This window comes from Desulfomicrobium escambiense DSM 10707 (genome assembly GCF_000428825.1).
Lineage (GTDB): Bacteria > Desulfobacterota > Desulfovibrionia > Desulfovibrionales > Desulfomicrobiaceae > Desulfomicrobium > Desulfomicrobium escambiense.
On record NZ_AUAR01000016.1, the window covers coordinates 69,788 to 88,436 of the forward strand.

Annotated in this window: 13 protein-coding genes; 4 read left to right on the plus strand and 9 right to left on the minus strand. The window is 66.0% G+C overall.

Annotation, left to right across the window (positions count from 1 at the left end):
* Window positions 1-10 precede the first annotated feature (10 nt).
* The 4 genes from G394_RS0113125 (at window position 11) to G394_RS20820 (ending at window position 3,838) form a co-directional block, all read left to right on the plus strand.
* A complete protein-coding gene (locus G394_RS0113125) occupies window positions 11-577 on the plus strand; it encodes a 4Fe-4S dicluster domain-containing protein (protein ID WP_028578043.1) in 567 nt (188 codons plus the stop codon).
* The gene (locus tag G394_RS0113130) at window positions 574-1,491 is read left to right on the plus strand and encodes a CoB--CoM heterodisulfide reductase iron-sulfur subunit B family protein (protein ID WP_028578044.1); all 918 of its coding nucleotides are present in this window, start codon (window positions 574-576) and stop codon (window positions 1,489-1,491) included. The genes G394_RS0113125 and G394_RS0113130 overlap by 4 nt, the downstream gene beginning before the upstream one ends.
* A gap of 23 nt (window positions 1,492-1,514) precedes the next feature.
* On the plus strand, window positions 1,515-2,429 hold the full coding sequence (locus G394_RS0113135) for a universal stress protein (protein ID WP_028578045.1): 915 nt from the start codon (window positions 1,515-1,517) through the stop codon (window positions 2,427-2,429).
* 89 nt (window positions 2,430-2,518) lie between these two features.
* A complete protein-coding gene (locus tag G394_RS20820; RefSeq protein ID WP_084435631.1) occupies window positions 2,519-3,838 on the plus strand; it encodes a (Fe-S)-binding protein in 1,320 nt (439 codons plus the stop codon).
* 82 nt (window positions 3,839-3,920) lie between these two features.
* On the opposite strand, the gene G394_RS0113150 is transcribed toward G394_RS20820, so the two are convergent.
* From G394_RS0113150 to G394_RS20340, 9 genes are all read right to left on the minus strand, one after another.
* Window positions 3,921-4,796 (minus strand): DMT family transporter, encoded by an 876-nt coding sequence (locus tag G394_RS0113150; RefSeq protein ID WP_028578048.1) that lies wholly within the window; start codon window positions 4,794-4,796, stop codon window positions 3,921-3,923.
* Window positions 4,797-5,049: 253 nt separating this feature from the next.
* A complete protein-coding gene (locus tag G394_RS0113155) occupies window positions 5,050-5,421 on the minus strand; it encodes a YdbL family probable chaperone protein (RefSeq protein ID WP_028578049.1) in 372 nt (123 codons plus the stop codon).
* A 10-nt stretch (window positions 5,422-5,431) separates the two neighbouring features.
* A complete protein-coding gene (locus tag G394_RS0113160) occupies window positions 5,432-5,632 on the minus strand; it encodes a YnbE family lipoprotein (RefSeq protein ID WP_043775889.1) in 201 nt (66 codons plus the stop codon).
* 1 nt (window position 5,633) lies between these two features.
* Window positions 5,634-8,186, minus strand: a complete 2,553-nt coding sequence (locus G394_RS20330; protein ID WP_156902609.1) for an intermembrane phospholipid transport YdbH family protein — start codon at window positions 8,184-8,186, stop codon at window positions 5,634-5,636.
* 540 nt (window positions 8,187-8,726) lie between these two features.
* Entirely contained in the window at window positions 8,727-9,470 is a 744-nt protein-coding gene (locus G394_RS0113170) for a UPF0280 family protein (RefSeq protein WP_028578052.1), read from the minus strand.
* A complete protein-coding gene (locus tag G394_RS20335) occupies window positions 9,467-12,934 on the minus strand; it encodes an EAL domain-containing protein (protein ID WP_051307186.1) in 3,468 nt (1,155 codons plus the stop codon). The genes G394_RS0113170 and G394_RS20335 overlap by 4 nt, the downstream gene beginning before the upstream one ends.
* A gap of 2 nt (window positions 12,935-12,936) precedes the next feature.
* On the minus strand, window positions 12,937-14,073 hold the full coding sequence (locus G394_RS19200; protein WP_051307187.1) for an FIST signal transduction protein: 1,137 nt from the start codon (window positions 14,071-14,073) through the stop codon (window positions 12,937-12,939).
* 25 nt (window positions 14,074-14,098) lie between these two features.
* Entirely contained in the window at window positions 14,099-15,187 is a 1,089-nt protein-coding gene (locus G394_RS0113185; RefSeq protein ID WP_028578053.1) for an HD-GYP domain-containing protein, read from the minus strand.
* Window positions 15,188-15,264: 77 nt separating this feature from the next.
* Entirely contained in the window at window positions 15,265-18,531 is a 3,267-nt protein-coding gene (locus G394_RS20340) for a PAS domain S-box protein (protein WP_051307188.1), read from the minus strand.
* Window positions 18,532-18,649 lie beyond the last annotated feature (118 nt).

Below are 18,649 nucleotides of genomic sequence, written 5' to 3' on the forward strand. Positions count from 1 at the left end.
AAGGTGGACCATGAACCAGACGAAACCCCAGGCCTGGAGCCCGGACCCGGCGAGCCGGGAGATCCTCGACGAGCTGCGCGGCGAACTCGGGGCCTGCATGCAGTGCGGAACGTGCACGGCGTCATGCCCCAACGGCTTCGCCATGGACGTCACGCCCCGGCAGATGTGGCGCATGGTGCAGTTCGGGATGCTCGACCGGATCCTGGAGAGCAGGACCTTCTGGATGTGCTCGTCCTGCTACATGTGCACCCTGCGCTGCCCGCGCGGCCTCAAGCTGACCAAGGCCATGGGCGCCCTCAAGCGCCTGGCCAGGCAGCGCGGGACCTGGAAGGTGCGCAGGAACAGCGCCTTCTACGACGCCTTCATGGACAACGTGGAGAAATACGGCCGCGTGCAGGAGACGAGTCTCATGCCCGGCTATTTCCTGAAAAAGCGCGACCCGCTACTCCCCCTGCACTACCTGCCGCTGGGGGTGCGCATGATGCGGGTCGGCAAGCTGCACGTCCCGGACGGCAGCCAGAAGGGACGCCTCAAGGCCCTGTTCGCCAAGGTGCGGGAGATGGAGGAAGAGTCATGAAGTACGCCTACTACCCCGGCTGCTCCCTGCAGGAGAGCGCCCACGAGTTCGACGTCTCCGTGCGGGCCGTGATGGACAGTCTCGGGGTCGAACTCGTCGAAATCCCGGACTGGACCTGCTGCGGGGCCAGCGCCGCCGAGCCGGTCAGCGAACTCATGAACTACGCCCTGCCGGCCCGCAATCTGGCCCTGGCCGAAAGGGAACTGGCGGGCCTGGACGTGCTGGCCCCGTGCAGCGCCTGCTATCTCAACCTGCTCAAGGTCAACCGCGAGGTCGTCGGCAACAAGGCCCTGCACGGCCGGGTCAACGAGGCCCTGGAGGCCTGCGGCCTGGCATACGGGGGCGGGGTCCGCGTGCGGCACATCCTCGACATCCTGGTCAACGACATCGGCCTGGAGGCCATCGGCGGCAAGGTCGGGCGCGACCTGCACGGCATGCGCGTGGCCCCGTACTATGGGTGTCAGATCCTGCGGCCGTACGAGGTCTTCGACGACCCGCGCAAACCCGTGACCATGGACAACGTGCTGACGGCCATGGGGGCGCAGCTCCATCCTTGGGACATGGGGGCGCGCTGCTGCGGGGCGTCGCTCATGGTCACGCATCCCGAGGTGGCCATGCATTCGGTGGAGTCCATTCTGGCCGCGGCCGAAGGGGCGGACGCCATCGCCACGGTCTGCCCCCTGTGCCAGATGAATCTCGAAGCCTATCAGCACGATGCGGCGGCGGGAGGGCACCACGTGCCTGTCCTCTACCTGACCCAGCTCATGGCCCTGGCCTTCGGCCTGGAGGAGCCGGCCGTGCTGCTGGACACGAACATGAGCCTGAACGGGAGCACGCGCGCCGGCATCAGGTCCCGGGCCTGGCGGCACGAGCCGTCGGGCGAGCCGGAGGAAACGCGAACTGAAGGAACCTGACACACAAAACAGAGGGGGTAGTTATGTTCAAGGACATCATCGTAGGCGTGACGCCCACCGGTGTGGATGCATGCGCGGTCGAGGCCGCCGTGAATTTCGCCAAGAAGTTCGAATCCAACCTGTATCTGGTGCATGTGGCCGGCATGGAGCAGGGCTGGGGCTCCATCGAGACCCTGGAGGCCTCGGGCGAGACGGCCCGGCTGGAGGCGCGCATCCGCGAGATGTACGCGCCGCTGCTGGCCGCGGTGCCGAGCGCGTCGGTGCAGGTCGTGGCAGGCATCCCGCACAACGAGCTCCTGCGCCTGGCCCGCAAGAAGGACACTGACCTCGTGGTCATGGGCCCGCACACCAAGGAGTACGAGGAGAAGCGCGCCCAGATGTGGGGCATGGCCGGCAGCACCCTGGAGCGCGTCAGCCAGAAGGCCCGCTGCCCGGTCATGATCGTGCACCAGGCCGTGGAGTGCAAGGACCCGGCCTTCTGCAACATCCTCGTGGCCACGGACTTCTCGGAGCAGTCCGAGTGCGCCGTCAGCTACGGCGGCCAGATGGCCCGGCAGTACAAGGCCGGTCTGACGGTCATGAACGTCAGCGAGACTGCCACGGATTCGCCCGATGGACGTGCCCAGATCGAGGATCGGCTGCGCAAGGAATACGGCGACCGCCTGCAGGGCATCGAGAAGTGCGGCTTCACGGGCCGCTTCGGACGCCCGGCCATGGAGATTCTGAACATGGCCAAGCAGTTGGGGTCCGACCTGATCATCATGGCCCACCACTCCAAGGCCGACGATCCCGAGGAGGCCTTCCTCGGCTCGACGGTGGTGCAGGTCTCGGTCAACGCACCGTGTCCGACCATGAGCGTCAACCGTCACTTCGACCTGCGGTGCGGGCTCATGTACGACCAGACGGGTCAGGCGGTGCAGGTCTCGGCCACGGTTTAGGGCGCTGCGGACGACAACGGGCAGGGCCGCGCGGGCGGCCCCGCCCCTGTCTGCCGGCGTCGCAATCATTCATCGCGGGGGATACCGGGATGCTGAACGGAAAGATTTTAGACCTTGGGCGCGGGAAAAGCGCCTTCATGCAGAAGGTGCAGGACATGCTGCCCGAAGGCGGCAACCTGAACATGTGCCTGACCTGCGGGGCGTGTTCGGCCGGATGTCCGGCCACGGGGCTGGAGGGCATGGACCCCCGCAAGTTCCTGCGCATGGCGGCCATGGGCCTCGACGAGGAGGTCACCTCCACGCCGTGGGTCTGGATGTGCACCATGTGCCAGCGCTGCATCTACGTCTGCCCCATGAAGATCGACATCCCGAGGCTCGTCTACGAGGCCAGGGCCTCCTGGCCCCGCGAGACCCGCCCCAAGGGGATCATGGGGTCCTGCGACATGGCGCTCAAAAACGAGAGCGGCAGCGCCATGGGCACCGCGCCCCAGGACTTCGCCTATGTGATCGAGGACGTTCTGTCCGAGTGCCGTGAGTCGCAGCCGGAGTTCGAGGACATGGAGGCGCCCATCGACAAGGAGGGTGCCGAATTCTTCCTCAACCAGAATTCGCGCGAGCCGGTGACCGAGCCCGACGAGCTGCTGCCCTTGTGGAAGATCCTGCATCTGGTCGGGGCCGACTGGACCTACGGTTCCAAGGGCTGGGCCGGCGAGAACTACTGCATGTTCCTGGCCGACGACCAGAGCTGGGAGCGCCTGACGCGGCAGTCGGCGCAGAAGGCGAGCGAACTGGGGTGCCGGGTCTTTCTCAATACCGAGTGAGGCCACGTCACGTACTCAGTCCGGGCCGGACTGAACAAATTCGGCATAGAGCATCGTTTCGAAGTCAAGAACATCTATGAATACTACGCCAAATGGATCAGGGAGGGGAAGCTCAAGGTCAACTCCGACTGGAACAGGGAGCTGGGCATAAAATTCACGGTTCAGGACCCCTGCCAGATCGTGCGCAAGAGCTACGGGGACGCCATCGCCGAGGACCTGCGCTTTGTCGTCAAATCCGTGGTCGGCGAGGAGAACTTCGTCGACATGGTTCCCAATCGCTCCAACAACTACTGCTGCGGCGGGGGCGGCGGGTTCCTGCAATCGGGCTTCAAGGACCAGCGTCTGGCCTACGGGCGGGTCAAGGACGAGCAGATCAAGGCCACCAAGGCGGACTACTGCATCGCAGCCTGCCATAACTGCCACGCCCAGATCCATGAGCTGAGCGAGCACTACGAAGGACACTACGGCGTGGTGCACCTGTGGACGCTCATCTGCCTGTCCCTGGGCATCCTGGGACCCAATGAGCGGAACTATCTGGGCGATGATCTGAAAGAGGTCAACGTGTTCCATCCGGAGATTGCGGTCTAGGAAAGGGCACCCGAAAAATCAAAGCGGCCGTTTCCCGCAGGGGAGGCGGCCGCTTTGTCGTGGGGCGCAGATGCTGCCCGCGTCAGGGCCTGGCCTGGGACCAGATCATGCCGCAGAGCATGAGGGCGCAGCCGATGACGGCCTGCGTGGTCAGGATTTCGCCCAGCATCAGCCAGCCCGTCAGGGCCGCGAACACCGCTTCGAGGCTCAGGATGATGGCGGCAGGGGCCGGGCGGGCGTCGCGCTGGGCCACGACCTGCAGGGTGTAGGCCACGCCCACGCTCATGAGGCCGCCGTAGAGGATGGGGATGGCTCCGGCCCGCAGACCGGCCAGGGTGATGTCCTCGGTGGCGGCCGCCCCGGCGAAGCTGATGACGCTGCAGGTGGCGAACTGGATGGCGGCCAGCCGGACGGCGTCCACGGTCTTGAGCCCACTGGTCAACCTGCCGACCAGGAGCACGTGGATGCCCCAGAAGAAGGCGGACATGAGGACCAGGGTGTCGCCCTTGTCCATGGAAAAGGACTCGGTCACGCTCAGCAGGTACATGCCGGCGATGGCCAACCCCGCCCCGGCCCAGGTGCCCGTGCCGTAGCGCTGGCCGAGGAAGATGCCGATCAGCGGCACGAAGACGACGTAGAGCCCGGTGATGAACCCGGCCTTGCCGGCCGTGGTGTAGCACAGCCCGAACTGCTGCAGCCAGGCGCCCAGGAACAGGGCCAGACCCATGAGGACGCCACCTTTGAGCAGGGTGGAAAAGGGCGGCGGCGCCACGGTGCGTTTCGTGTTCAGGAAGGCGATGAGGGGCAGCAGGGCCGTCGAGCCCAGGGCGAAGCGCACGGCGTTGAAGGTCAGGGGGCCCATGTGGTCCATGCCCACGCGCTGCGCCACGAAGGCCGCGCCCCAGATCATGGCGGTCAGCAGAAGGAGGATGTTGGCGCGAGTGGTGCGGGAGTTCATGACTGGTCCTGGTTGAAACGTCCGCCGGCGGGAATGGCCGCGGTCCAGCGGCACGCTGTACCGGCGGGGGGACCAGGGCGTCAAGGCTGGGGGGGCAGGGGATGGGCGGTATGGACTGGAATGGACGAACACGGACGGATACGGGCCCTTGAAGTTGCGGTGGGTTTATCTGTCCGTGCCGTCCGTGTCAGTCCGTGTTCGTCCATTCTTGTTCATTCTCGTCCATACCGTCCACTTAAGTCCACTCTCCCCCTCACTTCTTTTTCCAGGCCCCTCCCGGGTCCTGGACCCAGAAGCCGGCGGGCTCCTTCTCGGCAATCTGGGCCGCCCGGGCCTGGCCTACGAAGTCGGGGGTGGTTTTCTGGCGTTGGGCGATGGCCTTGTACACGGCCGCGCGGTCGGCGTTTTCGGCCTGCACGACGTCGGCATTGGGCTTCTGTCCGCCCCGGAACTCAAGGAAGCCCTTGTTGTTCTCGCCGAGAAGGCCCTGGGCCTTGAGTTCGGTGATGACGGGCAGGCGGGCCTTCATGCGGTCCTTGATGTCGTCGGCCAGCCCGGCCTGGGCCAGCAGGAGGACGGCCAGCGCCGCCAGGATCGTCGCGATGAGGAATTTCGGTGTGCGCATGGTCTCTCCGTCAGTTGTTCGTGTTGAGTTTTTCCTCGGCCTTGTCGATGTCGCCGAAGAAATCTTCCAGGTCCTTCTGGACCCGCACGTTTACGTCGATGGTGATGTGGATGGGTTTGACCTCCACGGGCGCCATCTGCACCTCGTGGCGGGTGCTGCAGGCGCCCTGCAGGAGGAGCATGGCGGCCAGGGCCAAAAGTGGGGTTCGCACGTCAACCTCCGTTGTTGATCAGTTCCAGGAGCTGTCTGTACTGCAAGAGCTGGTCCAGGGGGAGCCGGAAATTCACGTCCAGCCGGATGCCCTGAAACACCGAGCCGGGGGAGCTGGCCGAGACCCGGGCAAAGCCCCCGAATTCGCGGTCATAGACGAAGGGCAGGGGTTTTTCCGGTTTGCCGTCGAGCTGCAACGAGACGACGAGTTCGCCGCCCACGGTGTTCATGTTCATCTTGGCCCACTCGTACCCGAAATCCTTCAGGGCCTCGGACGCCAGGTCCAGCTGACCGTACTGCGGCGTGCCCGGCGGCACCCCGGCGGTCAGGATTTCCGTGCCCTCGATGCGCAGTACCCCCTTTTCGCCGGGAGTGGAATAGAGGAATCCGTTGTCGAAGGTCAGCTTCCCCCCGGCCCAGCGCACGGGGATGCGCCCGTTGGCCGTGCCGCCGCCGCTGGCGCGGGTCATGCCGAGCTGCCCCAAAGCCTTGGGCAGTTCCACCCGGTCGCAGTACATCTCCACGGTGTAGTCCTCAACGCCGGGGTTGAGGCGGAAGGCCTGGGTGCCGATGCGGCCGCCCGCCCAGCGGAAGCTGCACCCTTCCACCAGGATGCTGTGCGGGGCCTCGATCTGGTAGCGGATGTCGCCCTTTTCCAGAATGATCTCGCCGAGCTGAAGGCGTTCGAAGGTCAGGCGCTGGTCAGAGTCCGAGCGCGCGGTCAGCACGTCGGAGAAGGCGACGGCCAGGGCGCCGCCGCTCAACGCCGCCTTGGTTTTGTCATGGGTCAGCGTGATGCCCGTGAGCTTCAGGGCGGCCGGAAGGGTGGGGGCTCCACCTTCCAGATTGAGCCTGGCCGAGGCCTGCAGCCGAGCGCTGCCCCCCAGGGTCGCCAGGGACGGGACGAATCGGGCCAACTCGCCCGGCAGGGTCACGGTCTGGTCGGCCTTGGCCTCCAGCCACGACGCATGAGGGTTGGCCAGGTCCGCACGCCCCTTGAGGGAGGCCCGCACGGCCAGCGGCGGCACGGACAGGGTCCCGTCGAGGGCCAGTCCGTGAAGGTTTTGCGCGATGCGGGATGAAATTTTTGCCACGGACCTCTTCTTCAGGCCGAGGTCCACCGACAGGCTGCCGGCCTCCGTCGCCGGGTCCGGCCAGGCCAGGGGCAGGCTCAGGGCCATGGTGGCGGTCGCGTCGTCGCTTCCGGCCGCGAGGCCCGCGGAGATGCTGCCGGCCAGCGTCGGCTCCGGGCCGAAAGCAAAGGCGCAGGCGCCCTCCAGACGTGTCGTGTTCAGGGTCAGGCTCGGGCGCCGGGCCTCAAGGTGTCCTCCGGACAAGGACAGGTTGCCGGTCAGGCCCTCGGCGTCGGCCGTTGCGTTGCAGACCAGTCCGAGCCCCGACAGGCTGCCCTTGATGTCGCCGCGCGCCGCTTGCAACTTTCCAAGATCGAGGCTGGCGTCGATGCGCGTTGCGCCTGTGGATGACGACACGGCCAGGTCCACGTCGCACGCTTCAACGGTTGCCTTGAGGTCCGGGGCGTTTTCCGGCGCGGCCTGGACGGGGTCCAGCCGCCCCCTGGAACGCAGGTCCCAGCCGTGTGGCGTGCGCCGGGCCGAGGTGGTTCCGGCCAGCCGCAGGGGCGACGCGAGGCGCAGTCCGGGCACGGCGGCCAGGGTCGCCTCCCAGCTGCAGTCCAGGGCGCCGGCCTCCGGGTCCATGTCGATGTCGCTGATTGTGAGGACCAGCGGCAGCGGCGCGCGCAGGCGAACGGGGTCGAGCGTGATGCCCACTGCTTCGCGCCAGTCGAGGCGCAAGGACGTTTCGCCGTCCTGGGCGATGGGGGATTGGCCCGGTACGGCCTGAACCGAACGCAGGTCGAGGCGGGCCTGCGCCTGCGGTGGGCCTGCTGGGGGCAGGGCCGCCTCGGCCTGGGCTTCGAGGGTCCCGCTCACGGGGAGATCGCGCAGCCCGGGAACCAGGCTGGCCAGCGCCGCCAGGGACGCCGGGGGGAGGGAGCAGGTCAGGCGGACATCCCTGCGGGCGAGATCGGCCCGGACGGTGAGACGCAGCGCCTGCCCGGCCAGTTCGGTGCGCGCCTCCAGGACCGCGAGTCCGTCCTGGTCCAGGCTGCCTTCCAGGTTGACGGGAAGGCGAAGGTCCGTGGCCTGGCCGTCGAGTTCCACGACCCCGTCCACGGAGAGCGCGCCGATCTGCGGCAGGAAGGATGGGTCGGACCCGGCCGCTGCGGCGGCGCGGGGAAGGCCGCACACAACCCACGCGCCGTCTTTTTCCGTAATCGTGACGCGCAGCCCCATGACCCGTACCGTGTCGGCGCGGCCCCTTGCGAGGCCGGACAGGCTCCAGTCCGCCTGCACGGCCGAGGCTTCGAGGCCTGCGTCCGGTCCCAGGGTGATGGTCCCCAGGTCGAGTCCCGACAGGCCCACGCGGCGGATGTCGACGTCGAGGCCGGGAACTCCCAGCCTTTCGGCGGCCACGGGCAGGAGCAGCCCCTCGGCCAGCCGTGGGAGCGCGGCCCAGAGGACGACAAGCAGCACGGCCGCGACCCCCGCGAGGAGGCACAACGCCGCCGCTATCCGGCGCAGAGGGCGGGTCGGTCGGGGCCGGGTCTCGTTTCGGGCTGGATCCGTCGTCATGGCGTCCGTCTACCAGAGCGCAGCGCAAAGGCAAAGCCCGGCGGCCAACGGGAGGGGCGTGCCGGGAAAATATGCGCCAAGCGAGTCTCTCCTCTGGACAGAGATCTCGTGAGGATATATATGGGAATCAAAGACGAGTGGATCAACCTCAACGGAGGGAAGACCATTGGGCCATACAGAAGAGTCTGAGGCGTGAAGGGAGCGAAAGGGCAGGCCTAGAGGCGGGAGAAGAAGTCCGACAGCCCAGGCGATCCAGACGGTGAGACCGTCACCAACGCTCCGCAGGTTAGGAAGGTTCACCTACCGAATTTACCGGAAACAGACAGAACTTACAGAGTACGACAAACACATACGTTCACGCACAACGCCCCGCTTCGAGCCGAAGCGGGGCGTATTTTTTTGTGCGCCCGGAAGGGCGCAGCGCCACCGTCCGCATTGGAGCTAGAGAACGGACAGCTCCATCTTTCCCCACACCCCTATCCTGCCCTCGCACTGCGCGAAGACCCCGTCCAGGCCGATGCCCTCCCAGGCCCGGGCCATGTCCAGGACCCTGCCCATGGCTTCGGCCCCCTTCAGGGCGTTGGCCAGGGCCGTGGCCGCGGCGTCGGCCAGGGCCGCGTCGCGGGAACGCGTGACCACGAGGTCCGCCTTCCCGAAGCTCAGGGAATGGCCGATGGTGGCCGATGAGGCGCAGAAGGAGCAGGGGAATTCCTCGGCCGGGACCTGCACGCACACGCGCATGTCCTCCTCGGGCATGGTCAGGATGCCGATGTGCCGGTCGCGTGTGGAAAACAGGTAGGTGTCGCCGCCGTTCTCGATGAGCAGGTCCGGCGATTCCCGGCAGAACTTTTCGGCGACCATCTGGGCCACGGTCCCGGCCACGGCGGCCATGGGGCCCACGCCCGTCAGTTCGCCGGCCCGGCACATGCGCCGGACGATCTCCGGGGCGCCGGACGCCGCCTGCAGGGGCGTCAGGGACGGCAGGAACTCGGGGTGGATGGCCGCGTAGGTCCGGATCTGCCCGCGCAGCAGGCGCACGTGGTCGGCCATGGGGACAGAGAGGTCTTCGCGGGCGGCGACCCAGAGGTCCGTTTCCTCGATGACGATCTGAAAGCTCACGAGGTCCGGCCGCTGGTCTGCGCGGTAGGCGCGAAACGGCGAGCGGTGGACGCGGGGCCCGGTCATGCCGCCGGACCGGCGCCGCACCCGGAGAGCAGGGCCTCGGCCTGTTCCCGCGGCATGGGCTTGCCGAGCAGATAGCCCTGGGCCAGGTCGCAGCCCAGGGCCTGCAGGGTGGTCAACTGCTCCGGAGTCTCCACGCCTTCGGCCACGATGCGCAACTCGAGAATCTTGCCCAGGCCGATGATGGCTTTGATGATCTCAAGGTTGTTGGGGTTTTCGAGCATGGTCTGCACGAAGGACCGGTCGATCTTGAGGATGTCGATGGGCAGGCGTTGCAGGTAGGACAGGGAGGAGTAGCCCGTGCCAAAGTCGTCCATGGCCACCTGGAACCCCATCTTCTGCAGCCTCTCCAGCCTGGCCGTGGCGATCTCGGGGTTTTCCATGACCGCCGTCTCGGTGATCTCGAGTTTGATGTGCCTGGCGTCGAGGCCCGTCTCGTGCAACAGTTCCGCCAGCATGGGGATGAGCGAAGGCTGGAGGAGGTCTCGGGGGGAAAGGTTCAGGGAGAGGCTCACCTCGATCCCGTCGAAGCGCTCGTGCCACTGCGCCAGCGTTCTGCAGCCGTGGTTGAGGACCCAGGTGCCCACGTCGGTGATCAGACCGGCCTCCTCGGCCACGTGGATGAAGGCCCCGGGGGCCAGGGTCCCGCGTTCGGGGTGGTTCCAGCGCAGCAAGCCCTCGAAGCCGCTCAGGCGGTTCTCGGCCATGTCGAAGATGGGCTGGAAATAGAGTTCGAACTCGTCCTCGGCCAGGGCCTGGCGGAGGTCGTTCTCCAGTTGGACCGTACGCACCACGTGCTCGTACATGCTCTTGCTGAAGACCTTGAACTGGTTTTTGCCCAGCTCCTTGGAGCGGTACATGCTGATGTCCGCGTCGCGCAAAAGGTCGTTGGGCGAGGTGTAGCGCCCCGTCTGCAGCACGACGCCGACCGAGGCGCTGACCTGGATCTCGTGGTCCTGGATGTTCATGGGCTGCCGGATGGCCTGCAGCAGGCGGCGGGTGATGCCGATGGCCTCCTGGTTGCTCTGGAAGTCTTCAAGCAGCACCGCGAACTCGTCGCCGCCCATGCGGGCCACGGTGTCCATGCTGCGCAGGCAGGCCGTCAGCCGCTTGGCCACCTCCTGCAGGAGATGGTCGCCGGCCTGGTGGCCGAGGGTGTCGTTGACGCGCTTGAAGCTGTCCAGGTCGATCATGAGCACGGCGAAGCGGTATTCCGAGTTGCGGCGCTGGCGCGTCATGGCCCGGTTCAGGCGCTCCAGGAAGAGGATGCGGTTGGGCAGTTCCGTCAGATTGTCGCGCAGGGCCTGTTGTGTCAGCTGCGCCTCGTAGCGCTTGCGCTCGGAGATGTCGCCGAAGATGAAGAAGGCGCCGGAGATGGCCCCGTCCAGGACGTAGGGGTAGCCGAGCATGGACACGGGAATGGCGCGGCCGTCCTTGGTCCTGCGTGTGGTCTCGGTGCTGACGGGCGTTCCGTTCAGGACCGCCGAAAGGAAGGTGAAGCTCTCCTCAAGGCTGTCGGGGGGCAGCAGGACCTCGAAAAGGGAATGCAGGTCGTCCCGGGTGAACCCGAAGAGGCTGGTGAAGCTCGGGTTCAGGTCCATGGGCGCGCCGTCCTTGCCCAGGAGCAGGATGCCCTGGGGGGAGTTGTCGAAGAGCTGCCTGAAGAGGCTCTTCTGGATGTCCAGCCTGCGCTCCGCCTCCTTGCGCATGGAAATGTCGTGCACCGAACCCTCCAGATGCATGATGGACCCGTCGCGGCGCCTGACCGTCCTGATATTCAGGGAAATCCAGATCCGGCTTCCGTCGACCTTCTCGGTGCCTGTCTCGAAATTCTGCACCGTGTCCTGCTCCAGGACCTGGCTGAGCAATCTGATGCGGTCGTCCGAGTTCAGGGCCTGCTGCAGGAACCCTTCGGCGCGGGCCATGAGCTCGTCGACGCTGTCGTGTCCGAAAATCCGCGCCATGGCCGGGTTGGCGCTCAGCAGGTCGTGGTCCAGGGAGATCTGGAAGATGCCCTCGGTGGCGTTCTCGAAGATGGAACGGTGCTTCTTCTCGCTTTCGCGCAGGGCCTTTTCCGTGGCGTTGCGGGAGATGGCCATGGCCAGATGGTCCGCCGCCGAGGTGAGCACCGGCGAATCCTGGGCCGAGAAGCGGAGGCTGTCCTCGACGATCTGGACGACCACGGAACCCAGAACCTGTTCTCCGTAGCGCAGTGGGGCCGCGAACCAGCGGATGAGCTCCGTCGCGTCCAGGGTCTCTTCGTCGGGGATGGTGGTCAGGCGGCCCGCAGACGACAGCCTGGATTCCGTCGCGAGGCCCGAGAGAATCTTGAGGGTGCCTGGCCTGGCCTGGCTCTGGTGCTGGAAAAAGGGATAGGTCTGGACGGCCCCGTTTTCCACCAGCAACGACACGTACATGATCCTGGCCCCGAGATGGTCGGAGAGGATGCCGAAAACGCGGGCGAAGAGTTCCTCGTCGGCCATGGGCGTGCTGGCGGCGGTGGAGATCAGGTACAGGACCTGTGTGGTCAGTTCCGTCCTCTTGCGTTCGGTGATGTCGCGGATGGTCTGGATGGCCCCGGCGATGTTTCCCTCGCGGTCGAAGAGCGGCGTGGCCTTGGCCCAGACAAAGGCCCCCAGGCCGCCGTACAGCCCCGGGACGTGGACCTCCGTGGCCAGCCCTTCGGACGTGCTCCCTTCGTGCCGGTACATGGGATAGTCCCGGCTGGGGTCCTTGCCGATGAAGTCCAGGAGGATGGGGCGGGGCCGACCGTAGAAGGGGACTGCGTATTCGTACTCGGATTTGCCGAGAATCTGCTCCTTGGGCAGGCCCGTCATGGTCTCGATGGCCCTGTTCCAGGCGATGACGCGGTGCTCCACATCGACCACCAGGGTGGGGTCGGGCAGGAACTCGATGATGTGGTCCAGGCGCTGCTGCGCGCCGCGCAGGGCCTCTTCGGCCAGGACGCGGTCGGAGATTTCGCGGATGAGAATGAGAATGATGTCGCGTTCGAGATTGGCGAAGCGGGCTTCGTAATACCGGGTCCGGCCGCCGGACTGCAGGGCGTACTCGGTCTGGTGGAGCGATGTGTGCTCCATCGTGCGCAGAGCCTTGGAGAATGCGTCCGCGTCGGCCACTTCGGGGATCTCGGTCACCTTTTTTTTGAACAGGGCGACCCGTTCCAGACCGAAAAGGGGCCATACGCCGCCCCGGCATTCCTTGATCACACCGTCGCGCGTGACCCACAGGAAGACGTCGGGCAGGGCCATGAACACGGCGCGCATGAGGGCGTTGCGCTGCACGAGTTCCGCGGAGCTGATCTCCAGGGACCTGTCCAGAATCTCCCGCTCGTCGTCGAAATGGCCATAGGCCTCGTCCACGAGGCGCACGAAGGCTCCGATGTCCGCAGGCATGTCGGCCGCGTTGAGGCGGGCCCGCTTGAGCTGTCGTTGGAGGAGACGGTGCATGTCTAGCAGATCTCCTGGAGGACGGTGACCATCATGGACTGGTTGTGCAGGCAGCAGGGCTCCCCCTCGATCCCGCGGGCGATTTCCCCGTAGGAATAAAAGCCGGTCAGGGTCGTTTCGGGGCCCAGGGCCTCGGCCACCGCCTCGATTTCCTCCTCCGTGAACTGCTTGAGGAGCATCTTGCGCCCGACGCAGCTGACCAGAATCGCCAAGGCCTTGCCTTCGCCAGGTCGGGCCGCCTTGCCGGCCTCCTCCGCGCCGTCGAGCAGATTGTCGATACTGCCGCGCATGAGGCGCACCGTGCTGCCCAGCGGGACGTCGCCGCCGAAGAAGAGAGCCTTGCGCTCCCGGTCGAGGCCCAGAATGGTGCGCACCACCCACACGGAGCTGCCGACCTCACGCAGGTTCAGGGGAAAGAGGTGGCCGCTGGCCGGGAGGTTCTTGGCATGCTTGCCGAGGTAGCGTTCATAGAGGTCCAGGGCCGACTCGCCGTCGATTTCCAGCAGCGCGTTGCCGTGCGAGGCCGTGACGAGCCTTTCGGGCCCGAAAGGCACCCAGCCTCCGCGCGTCCCTTGGCTCACGCGCAGCCTGTCCCCGTAGAAGCCGATGCAGATGACTCCGCCCGAAAAGATGTCGCAGCCGTGCAGCAGGGTCGTGCGTTCGAAGCGCTCGCCGTCGCCGGCCAGCCCGCCGGTCACGCCGACATGGGACGGCAGCGCCTCGGCCAGCCCGGCCGCGAGGGCGCATCCGTTGATGGTCAGGGCGTCGGACAGGACAAAGACATGGACCAGCCCCTCGTTGTTCAGGGCGGCGCCGAGGTGGCGGCCGAGCGCGCGGTTGTCGGAATGATCGGCCGCCATGGCCGAAACGGTTTCGAAGCGGGTGTGCTCGAACGTGACGAGCGTGGCGTTGAGGGCGTTCTCGAAGAGTTGGCCGCCCTGGATGACCCCGCCGGTGGAGCATCCCACGATGACCGGTTCGCCGCATGATTCACGCAGCATTCGCGCCGCGTTACGCACTCCCTGCTCGTCCAGGTCGGACCAGAAGACAAGGGCGAGGGGCCGCTCGCGTGGCGTTTCGGCCGAGGGGCACGTGATCCGGCCCCCGGCGCTGTTCATGTGGAGTTGGTTGATCTTCATGACGTTCGTCCGGGTTGCGCAGGGCCTAGTCGTTCCATCTGGTGCGGATGGTCCGGATGCGCTCGGTGTTCCTGAAAAAGGCTTCGACCACCTGTGGGTCGAAATGGGTGCCTGAACTTTCCCTGATGATCTCCAGACATTTCTCCTCGGGGAAGGCTTTCTTGTAGGGTCGCTCGCTGGCCAGGGCGTCGTAGGTGTCGACCACCGCCACGATGCGCGCCTCCAGGGGGATGGCTTCGCCGGCCAGACCGAAGGGGTAGCCGGTGCCGTCCCAGCGCTCGTGGTGCAGCAGGGCCAGCATGCGGGCCAGATCGAGGAGTTCGTTGCCTTCCGGGTCTTTGGCCGCCCAGTTTTCGCAGCTGGCGTGAGCCTCCGCCGTGCTCGTCAGGGGGCCCAGGATTTCGCAGCCGAACATGCAGTGCTGTTGCATGACCTTCCATTCCGCCGGGTCGAGCTTGCCCGGCTTGAGCAGCACTTCGTCGGGCACCCCGATCTTGCCGATGTCGTGCAGGGGCGCGCAGTCGCGCAGGTTGGCGCACTGCTCGTCGCCAAGTCCCAGGGCCTCGGCCAGGACGGCCGCGATCTCGCCGACGCGGATGACGTGGTGCCCGGTCTCGTTGTCCTTGTACTCGGCCGCCCGGCTCAGGCGGTGCATGATCTGCCGACGCGTGCGCTCCAGTTCGGCCGTGCGCTGCCGCACGAGTTCTTCGAGGTTGGTCTGGTACTCCCTGTTTTCCCTGAGGAGCCTGGCCTTTTCCATGACCTTGCCGAGGGTGTGTTCCAAGATGCTGAAATTGTGCAGGGGCTTGGTCAGAAAGTCCCAGGCCCCGAGACGCACGGCCTGCAGGGCGTCGTCGACCACGCCCACGCCCGAGAGCACGACAATGGGCAGTTCCGGGGCCTCTACCCTGGCCTGGCGCAGGAAACCGTAGCCGTCGAGGACCGGCATGTTCAGGTCCACGATGACCGCGGCCAGATCCTGCAGGTTCGCGCGCATGACCGCGAGCCCGTCGAGTCCGTTGCCCGCGTCCAGGGCGTCGTATCCCAGGTCTTCAAGATAGGCGCACAGGGAGCGGCGCAGGCCTTCTTCGTCGTCGATGACCAGGATGTTCATACGCATTTCCACCCATATGGCATACAGAAAGTGTCAGACATATTCGTACCCCGATACGTTGAATGGAGTCCCTTCGTCTAGGACCCTGCCGCGGCTTCTGCGGAGCGGGCCCGGCAGGGCAGTTCCACGGTGAAGACAGTGCCCCCCTCGGGCGGACAGGAGACGCTCATCCGCCCTCCGTGTCCCTTGGTGACGATGAAGTACGACACGGACAGGCCAAGACCGGTGCCCGCGCCCGAGGCTTTGGTCGTGAAAAAGGGTTCGAAGATGCGCTTGCGGTGTTCGGGAGGGATGCCCGGCCCGTTGTCGGCGATGTCGAGCCGGAGGCCGTCCCCCTCGATCCTGGCCCGGATGACGATGCGCGGCGCCTGCGTGGGGGGCTCGGTCTCTGCCATGGCCTGGGCCGCGTTGCGCATGAGGTTCAAAAGCACCTGCTCGATCTCCGTTTCCGTGCATTCGCAGCCAGGCAGCCCCGACGGGATGTCCTTGATGATTTCGATGGACTTGAAATCGTAGTTCTTCTTCAGGTCGTAGTCGCTGGACGCAAGGCGCAGGGCATTTTCGATGATGGCCGAGATGTCGCAGACCGAGCGTCTGGACTCGCTGCGCCGGCTGAAGTCGAGCATGTGGCGGATGATCTCGGCGGCGCGTACGGCCGCGCCCTGAATGTCGCGGATGAAGATGTCGATTTTGCGATCCGTCAGGTACCGTTCGACCTGTTCGATATCCACGCCGATTCTGGCCGCCGCTTCGATGTTTTTCGGGAAGTCCGGACGGGTGCGCAGGGCGATGGTCTGCACCGCCTGCAGGACGATGCCCAGGGGGTTGTTGATCTCATGGGCGATGCCGGCCGCGATGCCGCCCAGGGAAAGCATCTTCTCGGACTGGACCATGGTTTCCTGCATGGCGCGAAGGTGGGTGATGTCGCGGGAGATGGCCAGAATGCAGGGCGTGTCGGCCATGGGCACGACCCTGGCCGACACGGAGACGCGCAGGATGTGTCCTTCGCGGTGACGCATGTCGAACTCGAAGTTGTCGATCTGTCCGTCTCGGGCGAGGATTTCGACGAATTCCGCGCGCCGTCCGGGGACGGCGAAGAGGCCGATATCCACGGTGCTGTTCCCGATGGCCTCCTCACGGCTGAACCCGGTCAGGGCGGTGAAGGCCTCGTTGACCTCCAGCAGGCGGCCGTCGCTGAACCGGGCCAGGGTGATGATGTCGGGCGAGAGGTGGAAGAGGCGCGAGAACATCTCCTCCGAACGCCGCAGGGCCTCCTGGGCCTCCTTGAGTTCGGTGATGTCCACGGTCATGGACAGGATGCATTCCTCGCCGCCAAGGGTGATGAAGCCGCCGGAATAGAGGAGGTGAATGACCCTGCCGTCGGGGCGCACGGTCGTCGTCTCCATGTTGTGCAGGGTCTGCCTGGAGCCGACGGCCAGCATGATCTCTTTTATGTGCTTCTCGGGAAGGCCGCCCACCTCCCCGGGCGAGAGCTTGAGAAGATCTTCGCGTCTGACGCCCAGCCGTTCCAGGAAAATGGAGTTGGCGTCCATGTATCGACCGTCGGAGAGGCGGTTGATGACGATGGAGTACGGCGAACTCTCGAAGATGGTCCTGAAGCGCCGTTCGCTTTCCTCGACGGCTTGCTGCTTGCGTTTGAGTTCGGTGATGTCCCTGGCTTCGATGATGATGTTGACGACCCTGCCGTTTTCGTCTCGGAAGGGCGATGCCGTGAAGTCGAAAAAGGCTTCCCGTCCTGCCGCGTCGACATGCGTGATCTCGCGGCGGATCGTCTCGCCATTGCGCACGCTTTCGATGACCTGGCGGAGCATGGTTTCGGCTTCTGCGCCGTCCGGCCACCACGGGCCCTCCCAGAACGGCTTGCCGATCACCTTCCCGGCGTCGGCTCCGACCCATTCCAGGGCGCTCCTGTTGGCCGAGAGGAGACGGCCCTGCAGGTTCAACAGGCCGATGAACTGCGTGGTCTGTTCCAGCAGGGCCTTGTTCAGGGCCTGGATGCGCTGCACCTCTTCCTGGGCCTGTCTGGTCTTGTGGACGTCGATGTTCAGGCCGATGATGCGCACCGGGCGGCCGCGGTCATCCCAGGACACGGTCCGGCCCTTGGCCAGGATCCAGCGCCAGGACCCGTCGTGGTCGCGCATACGGTATTCGGCCTCGTACAGCCCGCGCCCGCCCTCGCGGATATAGCCCGCGAAGGCGTCGGCGGCGTAGGTCCTGTCGGCGGGGTGGATCAGGTTGCTCCAGCTGCTCAGGCCGTCCGACGTCTGCCGGGCCGGGTAGCCGAGCATGGCGTGCCATTCGGGGCTGTGCTCCTCGCGCTCCTCGATCGGGAAGTATTCCCAGTAGCCTGCCTGGGTGGCTTCCATGGCCAGGCGGAAACGGCCGACCTGGTCCATGAGGGCGGCCTCGGTGCCTTCAAGCTCGGTCACCTTGCGGCGCAGCTTGCGGCTCAGGATCCATGCCAACCCCGCCAGCAGCACGACCGTGGTCAGGGCGGACAGGCCGGCAAAGATCAAAGCCCTGCGGGTTGCCGGATCCAGGAAGGCCGGCAGCCTGATCCAGCGGTTCTTGATTTCGGACGTTTCCTTTTCGTCCAGGGAGTCCAGGGCCTTGGAGACCGCACTGGCCAGCAGGGGGTATTTGCGGCTGACGCCGATGGACAGTTCTTGGTTCAGTCCGAGATCCCCCGCCACCCTCAGGTTGGAGAGCCCCTGCTGCTGGATGTACCAGGCCGCCACGGCCAGGTTTTCGACAAAGGCGTCCACGGCGCCGAAGGCCACGTCGCGCAAGCCTTCGGGTATGCTTTGGACCTCGACGACGGTGAAACGTCCCAGATTCGAGGCGCGCACGATGTCGCCCGAGGCGTAGCCCTTGACCAGGGCCACGCGCATACCGCCGAGGTCGTTCAGGGTCAGGGTTTGCGAAATGCGCCGCGACGTGACGATGACCAGCGGGATGCGTGCGTACGGTGCGGAGAGCAGGGTGTATTGCGCGCGATCCGGTGTGAACATCAGCGCCGGAGCCAGGGCGGTCGTGCCGTCGCGCAGGCCCCGCAGTACGTCCTCCCAAGGCAGGGTCTGCTTGCGGAAGGTGATGCCCAGGCGCTCCTCGATGCGCTCCACAAGATCGGCGCTCATGCCCGTGAACGTGCCGTCGGGCTTTTCGAATTCGATGGGGGGAAAGGAGCGGTCGAAGGACAGGACCAGATTGTCCCTGTTTTTGGCCAGCCAGGCCCGCTCCTCGACGGTCAGGTTCAGCGACGGGGCCGCGGGGGCCGTGCCGGCCAGGGCCAGCAGGAGCAGAATGGTGCAGAAAAGCCGCATGAACCTGTCCGAGTTCGCAGAGTGTTGAAGGTCAGCCGGTCTCGGCAGCATGTAGCACCTACCCCCTGCCGGACGCAAGAATGGGTTCATTTTTCAAACCCTTGGGCGGCCTGCGCCT

What these genes read in the sequence shown, in the direction of transcription:
- G394_RS0113185 (WP_028578053.1), bottom strand. Translation starts at nt 15,187, where the DNA reads ATGAACATCCTGGTCATCGACGACGAAGAAGGCCTGCGCCGCTCCCTG.
- G394_RS0113130 (WP_028578044.1), top strand. Translation starts at nt 574, where the DNA reads ATGAAGTACGCCTACTACCCCGGCTGCTCCCTGCAGGAGAGCGCCCAC.
- G394_RS0113150 (WP_028578048.1), bottom strand. Translation starts at nt 4,796, where the DNA reads ATGAACTCCCGCACCACTCGCGCCAACATCCTCCTTCTGCTGACCGCC.
- G394_RS20335 (WP_051307186.1), bottom strand. Translation starts at nt 12,934, where the DNA reads ATGCACCGTCTCCTCCAACGACAGCTCAAGCGGGCCCGCCTCAACGCG.
- G394_RS20340 (WP_051307188.1), bottom strand. Translation starts at nt 18,531, where the DNA reads ATGCGGCTTTTCTGCACCATTCTGCTCCTGCTGGCCCTGGCCGGCACG.
- G394_RS0113135 (WP_028578045.1), top strand. Translation starts at nt 1,515, where the DNA reads ATGTTCAAGGACATCATCGTAGGCGTGACGCCCACCGGTGTGGATGCA.
- G394_RS0113155 (WP_028578049.1), bottom strand. Translation starts at nt 5,421, where the DNA reads ATGCGCACACCGAAATTCCTCATCGCGACGATCCTGGCGGCGCTGGCC.
- G394_RS0113170 (WP_028578052.1), bottom strand. Translation starts at nt 9,470, where the DNA reads ATGACCGGGCCCCGCGTCCACCGCTCGCCGTTTCGCGCCTACCGCGCA.
- G394_RS19200 (WP_051307187.1), bottom strand. Translation starts at nt 14,073, where the DNA reads ATGAAGATCAACCAACTCCACATGAACAGCGCCGGGGGCCGGATCACG.
- G394_RS0113125 (WP_028578043.1), top strand. Translation starts at nt 11, where the DNA reads ATGAACCAGACGAAACCCCAGGCCTGGAGCCCGGACCCGGCGAGCCGG.